The organism is Streptomyces sp. NPDC060035 (genome assembly GCF_042736635.1).
In the GTDB taxonomy this organism is placed as follows: Bacteria; Actinomycetota; Actinomycetes; order Streptomycetales; family Streptomycetaceae; genus Streptomyces.
Genome location: NZ_JBHWVO010000002.1, coordinates 161,882 through 177,177 on the forward strand (window position 1 = coordinate 161,882; position 15,296 = coordinate 177,177).

Annotated in this window: 15 protein-coding genes; 1 reads left to right on the forward strand and 14 read right to left on the reverse strand. The window is 69.7% G+C overall.

Going from position 1 to position 15,296, the window contains the following annotated elements; all coding sequences use genetic code 11:
- Window positions 1-256: 256 nt before the first annotated feature.
- The 14 genes from ACFWBQ_RS03315 to pgsA all read right to left on the reverse strand — a co-directional run bounded on the left by ACFWBQ_RS03315 (window position 257) and on the right by pgsA (window position 12,752).
- A complete protein-coding gene (locus ACFWBQ_RS03315; RefSeq protein ID WP_385483379.1) occupies window positions 257-808 on the reverse strand; it encodes an adenine phosphoribosyltransferase in 552 nt (183 codons plus the stop codon).
- Window positions 805-1,920 carry a protein translocase subunit SecF gene (secF, locus tag ACFWBQ_RS03320; protein ID WP_385483381.1) on the reverse strand — a complete coding sequence of 372 codons (1,116 nt, stop codon included), beginning with the start codon at window positions 1,918-1,920 and terminating at the stop codon, window positions 805-807. Before secF ends, ACFWBQ_RS03315 begins: the two co-directional genes overlap by 4 nt.
- 1 nt (window position 1,921) lies before the next feature.
- Entirely contained in the window at window positions 1,922-3,679 is a 1,758-nt protein-coding gene (secD, locus tag ACFWBQ_RS03325; protein ID WP_385483383.1) for a protein translocase subunit SecD, read from the reverse strand.
- A gap of 147 nt (window positions 3,680-3,826) precedes the next feature.
- Window positions 3,827-4,315 carry a preprotein translocase subunit YajC gene (yajC, locus tag ACFWBQ_RS03330; protein ID WP_385483385.1) on the reverse strand — a complete coding sequence of 163 codons (489 nt, stop codon included), beginning with the start codon at window positions 4,313-4,315 and terminating at the stop codon, window positions 3,827-3,829.
- Between the two features lie 165 nt (window positions 4,316-4,480).
- Complete coding sequence (gene ruvB / locus ACFWBQ_RS03335; RefSeq protein WP_385483387.1) at window positions 4,481-5,554, reverse strand: Holliday junction branch migration DNA helicase RuvB; 1,074 nt, start codon at window positions 5,552-5,554, stop codon at window positions 4,481-4,483.
- 79 nt (window positions 5,555-5,633) lie between these two features.
- Window positions 5,634-6,260 carry a Holliday junction branch migration protein RuvA gene (gene ruvA, locus ACFWBQ_RS03340; protein ID WP_385483389.1) on the reverse strand — a complete coding sequence of 209 codons (627 nt, stop codon included), beginning with the start codon at window positions 6,258-6,260 and terminating at the stop codon, window positions 5,634-5,636.
- Window positions 6,257-6,790, reverse strand: a complete 534-nt coding sequence (ruvC, locus tag ACFWBQ_RS03345; RefSeq protein WP_329212909.1) for a crossover junction endodeoxyribonuclease RuvC — start codon at window positions 6,788-6,790, stop codon at window positions 6,257-6,259. Before ruvC ends, ruvA begins: the two co-directional genes overlap by 4 nt.
- A 130-nt stretch (window positions 6,791-6,920) precedes the next feature.
- On the reverse strand, window positions 6,921-7,673 hold the full coding sequence (locus ACFWBQ_RS03350) for a YebC/PmpR family DNA-binding transcriptional regulator (RefSeq protein ID WP_385483391.1): 753 nt from the start codon (window positions 7,671-7,673) through the stop codon (window positions 6,921-6,923).
- 61 nt (window positions 7,674-7,734) lie between these two features.
- The gene (gene pdxT, locus ACFWBQ_RS03355) at window positions 7,735-8,328 is read right to left on the reverse strand and encodes a pyridoxal 5'-phosphate synthase glutaminase subunit PdxT (protein WP_385483393.1); all 594 of its coding nucleotides are present in this window, start codon (window positions 8,326-8,328) and stop codon (window positions 7,735-7,737) included.
- A 7-nt stretch (window positions 8,329-8,335) separates the two neighbouring features.
- Window positions 8,336-9,256 carry a pyridoxal 5'-phosphate synthase lyase subunit PdxS gene (gene pdxS / locus ACFWBQ_RS03360; RefSeq protein WP_385483395.1) on the reverse strand — a complete coding sequence of 307 codons (921 nt, stop codon included), beginning with the start codon at window positions 9,254-9,256 and terminating at the stop codon, window positions 8,336-8,338.
- A gap of 116 nt (window positions 9,257-9,372) precedes the next feature.
- The gene (locus ACFWBQ_RS03365; RefSeq protein ID WP_385483397.1) at window positions 9,373-9,918 is read right to left on the reverse strand and encodes a hypothetical protein; all 546 of its coding nucleotides are present in this window, start codon (window positions 9,916-9,918) and stop codon (window positions 9,373-9,375) included.
- 73 nt (window positions 9,919-9,991) lie between these two features.
- On the reverse strand, window positions 9,992-11,152 hold the full coding sequence (locus tag ACFWBQ_RS03370; RefSeq protein ID WP_385483399.1) for a glycosyltransferase family 4 protein: 1,161 nt from the start codon (window positions 11,150-11,152) through the stop codon (window positions 9,992-9,994).
- Window positions 11,149-12,072 (reverse strand): phosphatidylinositol mannoside acyltransferase, encoded by a 924-nt coding sequence (locus tag ACFWBQ_RS03375; RefSeq protein WP_385483401.1) that lies wholly within the window; start codon window positions 12,070-12,072, stop codon window positions 11,149-11,151. The genes ACFWBQ_RS03370 and ACFWBQ_RS03375 overlap by 4 nt, the downstream gene beginning before the upstream one ends.
- The gene (pgsA, locus tag ACFWBQ_RS03380; RefSeq protein WP_385483403.1) at window positions 12,069-12,752 is read right to left on the reverse strand and encodes a phosphatidylinositol phosphate synthase; all 684 of its coding nucleotides are present in this window, start codon (window positions 12,750-12,752) and stop codon (window positions 12,069-12,071) included. The genes ACFWBQ_RS03375 and pgsA overlap by 4 nt, the downstream gene beginning before the upstream one ends.
- A gap of 273 nt (window positions 12,753-13,025) precedes the next feature.
- Between pgsA and ACFWBQ_RS03385 the strand changes: the two genes are divergently transcribed.
- Entirely contained in the window at window positions 13,026-15,251 is a 2,226-nt protein-coding gene (locus ACFWBQ_RS03385; protein WP_385483405.1) for an elongation factor G-like protein EF-G2, read from the forward strand.
- The last annotated feature ends 45 nt before the right edge of the window (window positions 15,252-15,296 follow it).

Consider the following 15,296-nt stretch of genomic DNA (forward strand, 5'->3'; position numbering starts at 1 on the left):
CGCGCTTCGCCTCCTCGGGCGTGGCGGGGTCCGCCGCGGGCTCGTCTGGCTGCGGGGCGGCGACTGGCTGGGCCTCGTCTGGCAAGTGCGCTCCTCGTGCGGATCCGGGCTACCCGGAAAGCCCATGGTATCGATCCCCCGGCAGGTCCTCGCCCGGGGCCGGTGAAACCCGTCACAAGACAGGACGGGCACCCGGATGTCCCGGGTGCCCGTCCTTGTGTGACCGACTGCTGCCACTACGGCTGCGCAGCGCCGCTCAGAGAGTGATCAATGCCTCCAGCGGGGCGCCGCGCAGGGCCCCGTCGAGACGTGCCCGGCCCGCGAGGAAGCCGAGCTCCATGAGGACCGACACACCCGCGACCTGGGCACCGGCCCGCCGGATCAGCTCCAGCGAGGCCTCAGCGGTGCCACCGGTGGCCAGGACGTCGTCGATGACCATGATCCGGTCGTCGGCGGACAGGTCCTCGGCGTGGATCTCGATCTCCGCCGTGCCGTACTCCAGCTCGTACGCCTGCCCGAGCGTGGCACCGGGCAGCTTCCCGGCCTTGCGGACGGGTACGAACCCGAGCCCGGCCTTCACCGCGACAGGCGCCGCCAGGATGAAACCGCGCGCCTCGAGGCCGACGATCTTGGTGGCCCCGTGCTGTACACACAGCTCCGCGAGGGAGTCGGTGAGCGCGGTGAAGGCGACCGGGTCAGCGAGCAGCGGGGTGATGTCCTTGAACACCACTCCGGGCTTCGGATAGTCCGGTACGTCGCGGATCCGGCTGAGCAGGAGCTCCCGGAGTGATTCGGTGGTGCTGGTCATCGACGCTTCCCCGGAGTCCGGCCGTGGCCCCTGGGCTGCTGGCGCTGACCGACGACGGCGCCCGCCGCGGCGGCGTCCTCGGGGATGCCGTCGTCCTGCGCGCGGTCGTCCCGCTCGTCCTCGACGGACTCGCCCTTGGCGGCTGCAGCAGCCCGCTTGGCGAGGATCCTCTTCTTGAGCGCCTTCATCTGCGGTTCGCGTTCCTTGAGGTCCGCGACCAGCGGTGTGGCGATGAAGATCGAGGAGTACGCACCGGCTGCGAGGCCGACGAAGAGCGACAGCGAGATGTCGTTCAGCATGCCTGCACCGAGGACACCGCCACCGATGAAGAGCAGACCGGCGACCGGCAGCAGCGCGACGACGGTGGTGTTGATGGAGCGCACCAGCGTGCCGTTGATGGAACGGTTGGCGACCTCGCTGTACGTCCAGCGGGTCTGCTTGGTGATCCCCTTCTGGCCCTCCTTGAGGCTGTCGAAGACGACGACAGTGTCGTAGAGGGAGTAGCCGAGGATCGTCAGCAGACCGATCACGGTGCCCGGGGTGACCTCGAAGCCGACCAGGGCGTAGATACCGACCGTGATGGTGATGTCATGGATCAGCGCGACAAGGGCCGCGACGGCCATGCGCCATTCGAAGGCGATCGCGAGGTAGATCACCACGAGGACCATGAAGACGCCGAGGCCGGTCCAGGCCTTGTTGGCGATCTGCTCACCCCAGCTGGGGCCGACCAGGTCCGCGTTGATCTTCGCCTCGGGAATGCCGAGGTCCTCGGCCAGCTGCGTCTTGACCTCGTTGGCCTTGGCGGTGTCGACCTCGGTGATCTGGATCCGCATGTTGCCGTCGCCCAGCTCCTGGACGATCGCCTCGTGGCCGGAGGCCTCGACCGCGCTCTCGTGGGCCTGGGAGATCGAGACCTTGGGCTTCTCGTCGGTCGTGAAGACCGCGCCGCCCTTGAATTCGATGCCCATGTTCAGACCGCTGACCGCGAGGCCCAGGATGGCCGTGATGGTGATCAGGATCGAGACGCCGTACCAGATCTTGCGCTTGCCGATGAAGTCGTAACCGACCTCGCCACGGTAGAGCCGGGCGCCGAGATTGCCGAGTCGCGACATCTCACGCCTCCTTCGGGTGGTCGGTGGGGGCGTTGACACGGCGCGAGCGGCGCAGCGGCGGCTTGGCGCCGAGCCGCTTCGGGTCCAGCCCGGACCACGGATGACCGCTGGAGAAGAACTTCGTTCGGCCCATCAGCGTCATGACGGGCTTGGTGAAGAGGAACACCACGACGACATCGAGCAGGGTCGTCAGGCCGAGCGTGAACGCGAAGCCCTGGACCTTCCCGACGGTGACCAGGAAGAGCACCGCGGCGGCGAGGAACGACACGAAGTCGGAGACCAGGATCGTGCGCCGGGCACGCGGCCAGGCCCGCTCGATCGCCGGACGCAGCGTGCGGCCCTCACGGATCTCGTCACGGACGCGTTCGAAGTACACGATGAACGAGTCCGCTGTGATACCGATCGCCACGATGGCTCCACAGACCGCGGGCAGGTTCAGCGCGAAGCCGATGGCCGGACCGAGCAGAGCCATGATCGTGTAGGTCAGGACACCGGACACTGCGAGGCTGAGGAGCGCGATGAGCGCCAGACCGCGGTAGTAGGCCACCAGGTAGATGACGACCAGGGCCAGACCGATGGCACCGGCGATCAGGCCGGCCTTCAGCTGCTCGCCACCGAGTGCGGCGGTGACGGTGGTGACGCTCTGCTCCTGGAAGGCCAGGGGGAGCGCACCGTAGGAGAGCACGTTGGCCAGGTCCCCGGCGGACTGCTGGGTGAAGCTGCCGGAGATCTCGGCGCTGCCGCTGAGGGCCTCGTTCACCTGCGGCGCGGAGACGACCTCGCCGTCGAGGGAGATCGCGAACTGGTTCTGCGGGGACTGCTGCGTCGACAGCTTCTTCGTGATCGTCTGGAACTTCTTGGAGCCCTTGTCGGTGAACTCCATCGAGACGAGCCAGATGCCGCGCTGCTGGTCGAACTGTGCCTTGGCGTCGTCGACGTCGGTACCGGACACCTCGGCCGGGCCGAGGAGGTACTTCGCGTCACCTTCGGAGCTGCACGCGACCGTGGGGTCCTCGGGCTTGACTCCGTCGCCGGCCGTGGCACGGGCGGACTTGTCCGAGCAGTCCAGCGCGGTGAACTTCTTCTCCAGCGCGGCTGTCGCCGCGTCGGGCGTCGGTGTCGCCGCCGGGGTCTCGGACTTCTTCGCACTGTCCGAGGCACTGGGGGTCGGCGTCGCGTCCTTCTTCAGGGCGCCGGTGACAGCACGGCCCTGGGTGGTGGCGCTCGCCGAAGGCGTGCTCTTCGGATCGGAGGCGGTGTCCGGGTCGCTCGCCTTCGCGCTGGGCGTGGCGCTCGCCTTCTCGGAACCGCTCGCGGAAGGGCTGGCGGAACCGGTGGGCGTCGGTTCGCCGCCGGTGACGGTGAGCACGGGCCGGAAGTAGAGCTGGGCGGTCGTACCGACCTGCTCCTGGGCCTGCTTCGAGTTCGTCCCCTTGGGGATGTTGACGATGATGTTGCGATCGCCCTGGGTCTGAACCTCGGCCTCGGAAACGCCAAGACCATTGACACGGCGCTCAATGATGCTGACCGCCGTGGCCATGTTGGTCTTGTTGATCGCGTTCGGCTTGCCGGGCTGGTTCTTGGCCTCGAGCGTGATCGACGTGCCACCCGCCAGGTCGATACCAAGCCTGGGCGTGGTGTGACCGGACAGGAACATCCCGCCGGTGAGCGCGACCATGGCGATCAGGATGAGAACCAGGGCACGCCCCGGCCTGCTCTGACCGCCGGCCGGTGCTCGGCCCTTCTTCGGTGCTGCCACCTTCTCGTTTCTCCCTGTCCAACCGCCCCGCGCCGGGTACGCGCCCGAGCGGCCACGAAGTGTTGTGGGGACCCGCCCCCGCAGAAGACCGCACGGTCCATGGGACGCCGGGCACCTGTAGGTGTCCGGCGTCCCTGGATCGTGGAACTACTTCGCGTCGCCCTCGCCGTCGGCCTTGGCGTCCTTGACCTCGGAGTCCTTGGACTCGGCAGCGTCGCCCTCGGCCTTCTTGCCCAGGTCGATCTTCGCGACGTCCGCGTCATCGGCCGCTTCCGTGTCCGCGTCGGCGGTCTCGGTGGCGGTGAGCGAGGAGGCGTCGTCGGGAACGACCGCGTCATCGGCCTTCAGGTCGTCGTCACCGTGGACGATGCGGTTGTACTCCGCGTCGTCGAGGACGGCGCCGATGGAGTTCTTGGCGTAGATGGCGTGGACGCCGGGCGCGACCTCGAGGAGAACCGTGTCGTCCTGAATCTCCTTGACGGTGGCGTACATGCCCCCGATCGTCCGGACGCCGGTGCCGGGCTGCATGTCGTTGCGCATCTGCGCAGCCGCCTGCTGCTTCTTCTTGGCGGACCGGGTCATCAGGAACATGGCCCCGATGAGCACAATGAAGGGGAGGAGGGTCACGAGACTCACGGGACGGAACTTCCTTCGCACGACCGCGCTGAAATGCGGCCTGATCTACGGGGGTGGGTACACCGACCTGTACGGGCGGCATCGGCGGAGTCTAAGCGAGTCCGCATCATTGGAACAACGTCCAGCATGGCACCGTCGTTCCCCTGGTGGCCAACCTGTGACGCATCACGCCCCGAACAGGCCCTGTTGTCCCTTTACGCCTTGCTGCGGCGGCACGAGGCCGAGGTGCGCCCACGCCGCGGGCGTGGCGACCCGGCCGCGCGGGGTCCTCGCGAGCAGTCCTTCCCGTACGAGGAAGGGCTCGGCGACCTCCTCGACGGTCTCCCGCTCCTCCCCCACCGCCACCGCGAGGGTGGACAGGCCGACGGGGCCCCCGCCGAAGAGCTTGAGCAGGGCGCCCAGCACCGCGCGGTCCAGCCGGTCCAGACCGCGGTCGTCGACCTCGTACACCCGAAGGGCCGCTGCGGCGATGTCACGGTCGATCCAGCCCTCGGCCTTGACCTGGGCGTAGTCCCGGACGCGGCGCAGCAGCCGGTTGGCGATACGGGGTGTGCCCCGGGAACGTCCGGCGATCTCGGCGGCGCCCTCGGTGTCTATGGCCACGTCCAGCAGGCCGGCGGAGCGGTGGATGACCCGCTCCAGCTCCGTGGGGGCGTAGAACTCCATGTGGCCGGTGAAGCCGAAACGGTCACGCAGCGGGGGCGGCAGCAGTCCGGCCCTGGTGGTGGCGCCCACCAGGGTGAACGGCGGCAGTTCCAGCGGGATGGCCGTGGCACCGGGGCCCTTGCCGACGATGACGTCGACGCGGAAGTCCTCCATCGCCATGTAGAGCATCTCCTCGGCGGGCCGCGACATGCGGTGGATCTCGTCGAGGAAGAGCACCTCGCCCTCCTGGAGGGAGGAGAGGATCGCTGCGAGATCGCCCGCGTGCTGGATGGCGGGGCCGGAAGTGATCCGGATCGGGGCGTTCATCTCAGCGGCGATGATCATGGAGAGGGTGGTCTTGCCGAGGCCGGGTGCGCCGGAGAGCAGGACGTGATCGGCCGTGGCACCGCGGGCACGGGCGGCCTTGAGTACCAGGTCGAGCTGTTCGCGGACCTTCTCCTGGCCGACGAACTCGTCGAGATCCTTCGGGCGCAGTGCGGCTTCGACCGCGGTGTCCTCCCCGTCCGCACCGGCGTCGACCAGCCGCTCGTCCGTCGGGTCGCCGGTGTGGGCTCCGGTCTCGTCCCAGTTCATCTCGTCAGTCCCGCCTCGGGTGTTTCGGTGCCGGCCGTGCGGTGCTCCGGCCGGCGTACGGGGCGTCGGGCCCCCGGGGTCAGCGTGCGCGGTTGAGTGTCTGCAGGGCCGCGCGCAGCAGCTGCGGTACGGGCGGCTGTGCGCCGCCGGCGATCGCGGCCTCGGCCTGCGGTGCCACGGCGGACACCGCCTCGTCCGCCTCGCGCGTCGCGTAGCCGAGGCCGATCAGGGCGGCCTGCAGCTGGTCGCGCCAGGAGGAGGTGACCGCGGTGCCGACGCCCTGCTGCCCGATGTGCGCCCCGACCGGCTCGCCGAGCCGGTCCTTGAGGTCCAGAAGGAGCTTCTGGGCGCCCTTCTTGCCGATCCCGGACACGGCGGTGAGCGCCTTCTCGTCACCGGTGGCGACGGCGATGCGCAGGGCGTCCGGGCTGTGGGTGGCGAGCATGGCCTGGGCAAGGCGCGGGCCGACGCCGTTGGCGGTCTGAAGAAGCTCGAAGACCTGCCGCTCGTCGTCGTCGGCGAAGCCGTACAGCGTGAGCGAGTCCTCCCGGACGACGAGAGAGGTGGCGAGCCTCGCCTGCCGGCCGATCCGCAGGCCTGCGAGCGTGCCGGGGGCGCACTGGACGGCCATGCCGATGCCGCCGACCTCGATCACGGCCGTGGTCGGGGCGAGGGCGGCCACCGGGCCGGAGACGAAGGCGATCATGCGGTACGGCCTTTCAGCGTGCGGTGGGCGGCGACGGCCTGCTGCAGTCGGTTCTGCGCGGGTGCGCGCCAGATGTGGCAGATGGCAAGGGCGAGAGCGTCGGCGGCGTCGGCCGGTTTGGGCGGTGCGTCGAGCCGCAGCAGCCGGGTCACCATGGCTCCGACCTGCGCTTTGTCGGCGCGGCCCGAGCCGGTGACGGCCGCCTTGACCTCGCTGGGGGTATGCAGGGCGACCGGGATGCCCCGACGGGAGGCGCAGAGCATGGCGACCGCGCTGGCCTGGGCTGTGCCCATCACCGTACGGACGTTGTGCTGGCTGAACACCCGCTCCACAGCGACGAATTCGGGCCGGTGCTCGTCGAGCCACTGCTCGATGCCCTGCTCGATGGCGACCAGGCGGTGTCCGAGCTCGGCATCGGCCGGGGTGCGCACGACGCCCACGCCGACCATCGTCAGCGGACGGCCCGCCACGCCCTCGACGACTCCGACACCGCACCGGGTCAGCCCCGGGTCCACGCCGAGTACCCGCATGGAGCCCCCTTGTCCTCACTGCCCGCACTGCTCGGTCAACTGTTCCCGCAGGCTATCGGCTCCCACTGACAATGCGACGGGCCGACGGGGTGTGTCCCGTCGGCCCGTCCCTGAGGCTGTGGATGACGCCTCAGGCGTCGACCTTCTCCATGACCTCGTCGGAGACATCGAAGTTGGCGAAGACGTTCTGCACGTCGTCGCTGTCCTCCAGCGCGTCGATCAGCTTGAAGATCTTGCGCGCACCGTCCTCGTCGAGGTCGACCTGCATGGTGGGCAGGAAGTTGGCCTCGGCGGAGTCGTAGTCGATGCCGGCCTCCTGGAGCGCGGTACGGACCGCGACCATGTCGGTGGCCTCGCTGACGACCTCGTACGTGTCGCCGAGGTCGTTGACCTCTTCGGCGCCCGCTTCGAGCACCGCATCCAGTACCTCGTCCTCGGACAGCTCGCCCTTGGGGACGATGACGACGCCCTTGCGGTTGAAGAGGTACGAGACCGAACCCGGGTCGGCCATCGAACCACCGTTGCGGGTCATCGCGACGCGTACGTCGGACGCCGCACGGTTGCGGTTGTCGGTGAGGCACTCGATGAGCACCGCGACACCGTTGGGTCCGTAACCCTCGTACATGATCGTCTGATAGTCGACGCCGCCCGCTTCGAGACCGCCACCGCGCTTGACCGCGGAGTCGATGTTCTTGTTCGGGACGGAACTCTTCTTCGCCTTCTGAATGGCATCGACGAGGGTCGGGTTGCCCTCGGGGTCCACACCGCCGGTGCGGGCCGCAACCTCGATGTTCTTGATCAGCTTCGCGAAGAGCTTGCCGCGCTTGGCGTCAATCACGGCCTTCTTGTGCTTCGTCGTAGCCCATTTAGAGTGGCCGGACATCTGCCTTCTCCTTCGCGTCACCAAAATCGATCCGAACCCGAGAGATCCTACCGGGATCGAGTCAGAGGACGGCGCGCACCATCTCGACGAAGAGTGCGTGCATCCGGTGATCCCCGGTCAGTTCGGGGTGGAATGACGTGGCTATGGCGTTTCCCTGGCGTACGGCCACGATATGACCGCCGTGCACCGCGATGACTTCTGCCCGGGCGCCGACCGACTCCACCCAGGGGGCCCGGATGAACACGCCCTCGACGGGTCCGCCGGGCACTCCGTCGACCTCGACCGCGGCTTCGAAGGACTCGTTCTGCCGCCCGAAAGCATTACGGCGCACGATCATGTCGATGCCGCCGACCGTCTCCTGGCCCGAGCGCGGGTCGAGGATCTTGTCGGCGAGCAGGATCATCCCGGCGCAGGTGCCGTAGACCGGCATACCGGCGGCCACCCGCTCGCGCAGCGGTTCCAGCATGCCGAACAGAACGGCCAGCTTGGACATCGTGGTGGACTCGCCACCGGGTATGACGAGCCCGTCGACCTCGGCGAGCTCCTCGGGACGCCGGACCGGCCTGGCCACGGCATCCGCCGAGGCCAGGGCGATCAGATGTTCCCGTACGTCGCCCTGGAGAGCCAGGACTCCGATGACAGGGGTGTCGGTCATCAGTGGGTTACCAGCCGCGGTTGGCGTAGCGCTCGGCCTCGGGCAGCGTGTCGCAGTTGATGCCGACCATGGCCTCGCCCAGGTTGCGGGAGGCGTCCGCGATGACCTTCGGGTCGTCGTAGAAGGTGGTGGCCTTCACGATGGCGGCGGCGCGCTTGGCGGGGTCGCCGGACTTGAAGATGCCGGAGCCCACGAAGACACCCTCGGCACCGAGCTGACGCATCAGGGCCGCGTCCGCGGGGGTGGCGACACCACCGGCGGAGAACAGGACCACGGGCAGCTTGCCGAGCTCGGCGACCTCCTTGACCAGCTCGTACGGGGCGCGGAGGTCCTTGGCGGCGGCGTACAGCTCGTTGTTGTCGTAGCCGCGCAGGCGGGCGATCTCGTTCTTGATCTGGCGCAGGTGCCGGACCGCCTCGACGACGTTGCCGGTGCCGGCCTCGCCCTTCGAGCGGATCATCGCGGCGCCCTCGGCGATACGGCGCAGGGCCTCGCCCAGGTTGGTGGCACCGCAGACGAAGGGGGTGGTGAAGGCGAACTTGTCGCTGTGGTTGACCTCGTCGGCCGGGGTCAGGACCTCGGACTCGTCGATGTAGTCGACACCGAGGGACTGCAGGACCTGCGCCTCGACGAAGTGTCCGATGCGGGACTTGGCCATGACGGGGATGGAGACGGCCGCGATGATCTCTTCGATCATGTTGGGGTCGGACATCCGGGCCACGCCGCCGTCCTTGCGGATGTCGGCCGGAACCCGCTCCAGGGCCATGACGGCCACGGCGCCCGCGTCCTCGGCGATCTTCGCCTGCTCGGCGTCGACGACGTCCATGATCACGCCGCCCTTGAGCTGCTCGGCCATGCCGCGCTTGACGCGGGCGGTGCCGGTGGCCGGGGACTCGGTGGACTGCGGGGTGCTGGGAAGCGTGGACACGGATCGACCTCACTGGGGTGAAAAAGACACTGGATACTGCAGCCCTGAGCAAACGCTCCGCAACCAGTCCACAGCAAGGGCCAATGAGCACCCCGTGGATCGTTTTGCCCTCCCCGTCAGGTGCCGGGCCGGTCCGCGAGGGCCACCGGCGGCTCGTCGTCCATCTCGAACGCGAGCGGGAACGGCGCGTGCCCGGCGAGCCGGAACAGCCGTACGGTCCGGTGCCTGCGCAGGGCACGGGCGGCGCGCACCGAGTCGTTGTGGAAGCGCCGGGCCATCGGTACCCGGCGCACCGCGGCGGCCAGTTCCTTCGCCGCGTCCTGTCCGCCGGGGAACTCCTTGACGGTGTCGACCTGCACCGTCTCACCGAACACGGCCCGCAGTGCGGTGCTCAGTTCGCTCTCGGCGACCTCACGCTGCTCCTCCTCGGCCTGTCGGGCCGCGTGCGCCGCCTCGTACAGCACGATCGACGCAGCGGGATCCAGGACACCGGCCGTGGCCAGTTCCTGGGTGACCGAGGCGCGGCGCAGCAGCTGGGCGTCGAGGGCCGCCCGGGCCGCGTCGATACGGGCGTGGAGCCGGTCGAGCCGGCCGGCGGTCCAGCTGAGATACAGGCCGATGGCGAAGAGCGCGACGGCAATCCAGATGAGGGTTTCGATCACGGGCGGCAAGGCTACCGTCGCCGGGCGTACCCCCGGGCCGCCGGTACGCCGTAACCGCCCGAGAGCCCCCGGCTCAGTCCCTGGCCAGCCCGAAGCGTGCGCGCAGGCCTGTGCGTTCGTCGGTGTCCACCGATGCGGCGCCGTCCGTGACCGTCTCGTACACCGCGAGGATGTCCGCGCCGACCGTCCCCCAGTCGAAGCGGCGCACATGGGCGCTGCCCCGCTCGCGCAGCCCGGCACGCCGCTCCGGGTCGCCCAGCAGCCGGATCGCGGCCGAGGCCAGTGCGTCCGCGTCCTCATTGGTGAAGAGGTCGCCCGCGGAGCCCTGGTCCAGTACCTGCGCGAACGCGTCAAGGTCGCTGGCGAGCACGGGCGCCCCTGCCGACAGGGCCTCGACCAGGATGATGCCGAAACTCTCGCCGCCGGTGTTCGGCGCCACGTACACATCGACACTGCGCAGCAGCCGCGCCTTGTCCGTATCGCTCACCATGCCGAGGAATTCGACGCGCTCGCGCATCTCCTTCGGCAGTGAGGCGACCGCCTCCTCCTCGTCACCGCGGCCCGCGACCAGCAGCCTGGTCTCCGGGCGGGCGGCGAGGATCGCCGGGAGCGCCTTCATCAGGACGGGCAGTCCCTTGCGTGGTTCGTCGATGCGCCCTATGAAGCCGAGCGTGCCGCCCTGCCACTCGGCCTTCGGCTCGGCCCCGGCGAAGAAGTCCACGTCCACGCCGTTGGGGATGACCACCGCGTCCCCGCCGAGGTGCTCCACCAGCGTGCGCCGCGCGTACTCGCTCACCGCGATCCGCGCGCTGATCTTCTCCAGCGCCGGCTGAAGGATCGGGTACGCGGCGATCATGGCCCGGGAGCGGGGGTTGGACGTGTGGAACGTGGCCACGATCGGCCCCTGTGCCGCCCAGCAGGTGAGCAGCCCGAGCGAGGGCGCGGTGGGCTCGTGGATGTGGATGACGTCGAAGGTGCCGTCGTGCAGCCAGCGGCGCACCCGTGCGGCGGACAGGAACCCGAAGTTCAGCCGGGCCACCGAGCCGTTGTACGGGACGGGCACGGCACGGCCCGCGGACACCACATACGGCGGCAGCGGCGTCTCGTCGTCGGCGGGCGCCAGCACCGAGACGTGATGGCCCAGGCGGATCAGGTGCTCGGCCAGGTCCCGGATGTGGAACTGCACCCCGCCCGGGACATCCCAGGAGTACGGGCAGACGATGCCGATCTTCACGAAGCTTCCCCCTGGGGGTCCAGATCTGAGATCCAGAGCCGCTGCAGCATGTGCCAGTCCTCCGGATGCTCGGCGATCCCGGTGGCGAAGGCATCGGCCAGCGCCTGTGTCATGGAGGACGTGTTCTCGGCGCGGGTACCTGCCCCGGGTACTCCGACGGGCGGATGGATCCGTGCCTGCATGACGGGCGTGCCGTCGTACCAGAGCGTGACGGGCAGCAGCAACGCGCCGGTCTGCTGGGCCAGCAGCGCGGGTCCTGCGGGCATCCGCGCGGTGTCGCCGAAGAACGTCACCTCGACGCCGGATGCCGACAGATCACGGTCGGCGACCAGGCAGACCAGGCCACCGGACCGCAGCCGCCTGGCCAGGGTCCCGAAGGCGGACCCATCGTTGTGCGGAAGGACTTCCATACCCAGGCCCTGGCGGTAGGCCACGAACCGGTCGTACAGGGTCTCCGGTTTCAGCCGCTCGGCGACCGTGGTGAACGGCACGTTCAGGTCGGTGGTGACCCAGGCGCCCGCCAGGTCCCAGTTCCCCAGGTGCGGCAGCGCGAGGATGACCCCGTTCCCGGCTTCCAGACCCTCGGTGAGCCGGTGGGTGTCCCGGACGTTGATGCTGCTTTTGATCCGCTGCGGACTCCAGGTCGGCAGCCGGAAGGATTCCATCCAGTAGCGCATGTAGGAGCGCATGCCGGCCTTCGACAGCTCGGCGAGGCGGGCCGGACTCGCGTCGGGCACCACCCTGGCCAGGTTCGACTCCAGCCGCAGCACCGCTTTGCCCCGCCGCTTCCAGACCTGGTCGGCGAGGGTACGGAAGAGGGCACGGGCCGCAGGCTCGGGCAGCTTCTTGACGGCGCCCCAGCCGAGTCCGTACAGCCCGTCGGTCAGCCGTCCCTTCGGATCGGATCCGGTAGCGCTCACTGCGCGGCCTCGCTCCCCTGTTCCGCGGTCCCGCCGTCGGCGGCAGCCGACGCGTCGGCCTCGGCCGATTCCCGGCGCACGGTCACCACCCGCTGGATCAACGTCACCAGGCTGCCCGCGGCAACGATCCACAGCGCGATCGGCAGCAGGATCTGGATCCCGGGCACACCGAACGTGTGCAGACCGGCCAGACCGGCGGCGACCAGCGAGATCACCAGCCGCTCGGCGCGCTCCACCAGCCCGTTGACCGCGACCGGCAGGCCGATCGACTCACCACGGGCCTTGGTGTACGAAACCACCTGGCCACTGGCCAGACAGAAGATCGCGACCGCACACAGCATGTTGTCGTCGCCGCTGCCCGCGTACCAGAGCGCGAACCCGGCGAAGATCGCCCCGTCCGCGACCCGGTCGAGCGTCGAGTCCAGGAACGCGCCCCACCGGCTGGAGATCCCGGCCTGCCGGGCCATGTTGCCGTCGACGAGATCGGAGAAGACGAAGACCGTGATCACGATCGTGCCCCAGAAGAACTCCCCCATCGGGAAGAAGACCAGCGCACCTGCCATCACTCCGGCCGTACCGACAAGAGTGACCGCGTCGGGGCTGACCCCGAGACGGAGCAGCAGAGCGGCGAACGGTGTGAGGACACGCGTAAAAAATGCACGCGCGTACTTGTTCAGCATGGCCTTCCCGAGGTTCGGTGGGCCGCGCGGCCACTTCGGCCACCGGCTGGCCCATCGTAGTCACGAGCCGTGCCGCCCCATGGCGGGGCACCCCGTCCCGGTGGGTCACCCGGAAGTCACCGGCGTCGGGGTACGACGTATGGACGCGGCCCGGCGCGAGTGGAAAGCTCGAACTACCGCGGGCGCCGCCGGAGCCGCGTCGGCTCCTCCTGCCCCCGTGCACCCTTTCTCCCCCAGGGCCTTGACAGCCCCACCGATCGGGAGGCACGCATCATGGGCGACAGGACGCATACACACACCGGGGCCGCCGGCAGAGCAGCGACGGCCGACCGGCCCGCTTCCGTGAGGAACGTGGTACTGGTCGGCCACAGCGGCTCCGGCAAGACCACACTGGTCGAGGCCCTTGCACTGACGGCGGGAGCGGTCAACCGGGCCGGCCGGGTCGAGGACGGCGGCACCGTCTCCGACTACGACGAGATCGAACAACGCCGACAACGCTCCGTACAGCTCTCGCTGGTCCCCGTCGAATGGGGCGGCTACAAGATCAATCTGCTGGACACCCCCGGCTACGCGGATTTCGTCGGGGAGCTCAGGGCCGGTCTGCGCGCAGCGGACGCGGCCCTCTTCGTTGTCTCGGCGGCCCAGGAGGCGGACGCCGTCGCGGGCACCACCCGCGCGGTCTGGGAGGAGTGCGCCGCCGTCGGGATGCCGCGCGCCATCGTCGTCACGCACCTGGACACCGCCCGCACGCCCTTCGACGAGATGACCCGGGTCTGCGGCCGGCTCTTCGGTGGCGACGACCCCGACGCCGTACTGCCTCTCTATCTGCCGGTGCAGGGCCCCGAGGCACCCGACGGCCACTCCCCGCTGACCGGCCTCACCGGACTGCTCACGCAGAGGATCTTCGACTACTCCTCGGGAGAGCGGAAGGAGAACCCGCCCGCCGGCGACGAGCGGGCACCGCTCCTGGCGGCACGCAACCGGCTCATCGAAGGGATCATCGCCGAGAGCGAGGACGAGACCTTGATGGACCACTACCTCGGCGGCGGCGACATCGACACCACGACGCTCGTCGAGGACCTGGAGCGCGCCGTCGCACGCGGCTGTTTCCACCCCGTGCTCACCGCGGCACCGGCCGTCGACGGCGCCCGTCAGGGGATCGGCACGGTCGAGCTCCTGGAACTGATCACCGGCGGCTTCCCCTCCCCGCTCGAGCGGACCCTCCCCGCCGTCACCACCCCCGGGGGCGCCCCGCGCCCCTCCCCGGTCTGCGACCCCCAGGGGCCGCTGGTCGCCGAGGTGGTGAAAACAGCGTCCGACCCCTACGTCGGCCGGGTCTCCCTCGTACGCGTCTTCTCCGGCACCCTGCGCCCCGACGACACGGTGCACGTGTGCGGCCACGGCCTCACCGACCCGGGGCACCGGGCGCGCCCCTGCCACGACGCGGACGTACGGGTCGGCGCACTCTCCTCCCCCTTCGGCAAGCAGCAGCGCCCCCTGGACCGTTGCATCGCCGGAGACCTCGCATCCGTCTCCAAACTGGGCGGGGCCGAGACCGGGGACACGCTCTCCGGCACCGGGGATCCGCTGCTGATGGAGCCGTGGACGATGCCGGACCCGCTGCTGCCCCTGGCGGTACGCGCGCACAGCAAGGCCGACGAGGACAAGCTCTCCCATGGCCTGGCCCGGCTTGTCGCCGAAGATCCCACCATGCGCCTGGAGCAGAACGACGACACCCATCAGGTTGTCCTGTGGTGCATGGGAGAGGCCCAGGCGGACGTCGCGCTGGAGCGGTTGCGCAGCAGGTACGGCGTGCAGGTCGACGCCGTACCCCACCGGGTGCCCCTGCGGGAGACGTTCGCCTCGCGAACCGTCGGGCGAGGCCGCCACGTCAAGCAGTCCGGCGGCCACGGCCAGTACGCCATCTGCGAGATCGAGGTGGAGCCGCTGCCACCCGGTACGGGCATCGAGTTCGTCGACAAGGTGGTGGGCGGCGCGGTGCCGCGCCAGTTCATCCCCTCCGTCGAGAAGGGCGTACGCGCCCAGGCGGCCCGCGGGGTCGCGGCGGGGCACCCGCTCGTCGACGTCCGCATCACCCTGCTCGACGGGAAGTCGCACTCGGTCGACTCGTCCGACGCCGCGTTCCAGACGGCGGGCGCCCTGGCGCTGCGTGAGGCCGCGGCCGACACCCGAATCCAGCTCCTCGAACCGGTCGCCGAGGTCCGGGTGCTGGTCCCCGACGACTACGTGGGAGCCGTGATGAGCGATCTCGCGATCCGGCGCGGCAGAGTGGTCGGCACCGAACAGGCAGCCGGGGACCACACACTCGTACGCGCCGAAGTGCCCGAGATCGAGATCGGCAGGTACGCGGTCGATCTACGCTCCCTGTCGCACGGCACCGGACGCTTCGACCGGGCGTACGCCCGGCACGAGGCCATGCCTCCCCAGCTCGCCGACCGCATCCGCGAAGAGCAGGAAAACGGCACAAACGGAACGTAGCTGACCGGAATTGACACCTGCCACCCCGCCCCGGCCCCCACAGCC

Bases quoted from the DNA above. Each gene is read 5' to 3' on its own strand.
- ACFWBQ_RS03385 (WP_385483405.1), top strand. From the start codon at position 13,026: ATGGGCGACAGGACGCATACACACACCGGGGCCGCCGGCAGAGCAGCG.
- secF (WP_385483381.1), bottom strand. From the start codon at position 1,920: ATGTCGCGACTCGGCAATCTCGGCGCCCGGCTCTACCGTGGCGAGGTC.
- ACFWBQ_RS03350 (WP_385483391.1), bottom strand. From the start codon at position 7,673: ATGTCCGGCCACTCTAAATGGGCTACGACGAAGCACAAGAAGGCCGTG.
- ruvC (WP_329212909.1), bottom strand. From the start codon at position 6,790: ATGCGGGTACTCGGCGTGGACCCGGGGCTGACCCGGTGCGGTGTCGGA.
- pgsA (WP_385483403.1), bottom strand. From the start codon at position 12,752: ATGCTGAACAAGTACGCGCGTGCATTTTTTACGCGTGTCCTCACACCG.
- ruvB (WP_385483387.1), bottom strand. From the start codon at position 5,554: ATGAACTGGGACGAGACCGGAGCCCACACCGGCGACCCGACGGACGAG.
- pdxT (WP_385483393.1), bottom strand. From the start codon at position 8,328: ATGACCGACACCCCTGTCATCGGAGTCCTGGCTCTCCAGGGCGACGTA.
- ruvA (WP_385483389.1), bottom strand. From the start codon at position 6,260: ATGATCGCCTTCGTCTCCGGCCCGGTGGCCGCCCTCGCCCCGACCACG.
- ACFWBQ_RS03315 (WP_385483379.1), bottom strand. From the start codon at position 808: ATGACCAGCACCACCGAATCACTCCGGGAGCTCCTGCTCAGCCGGATC.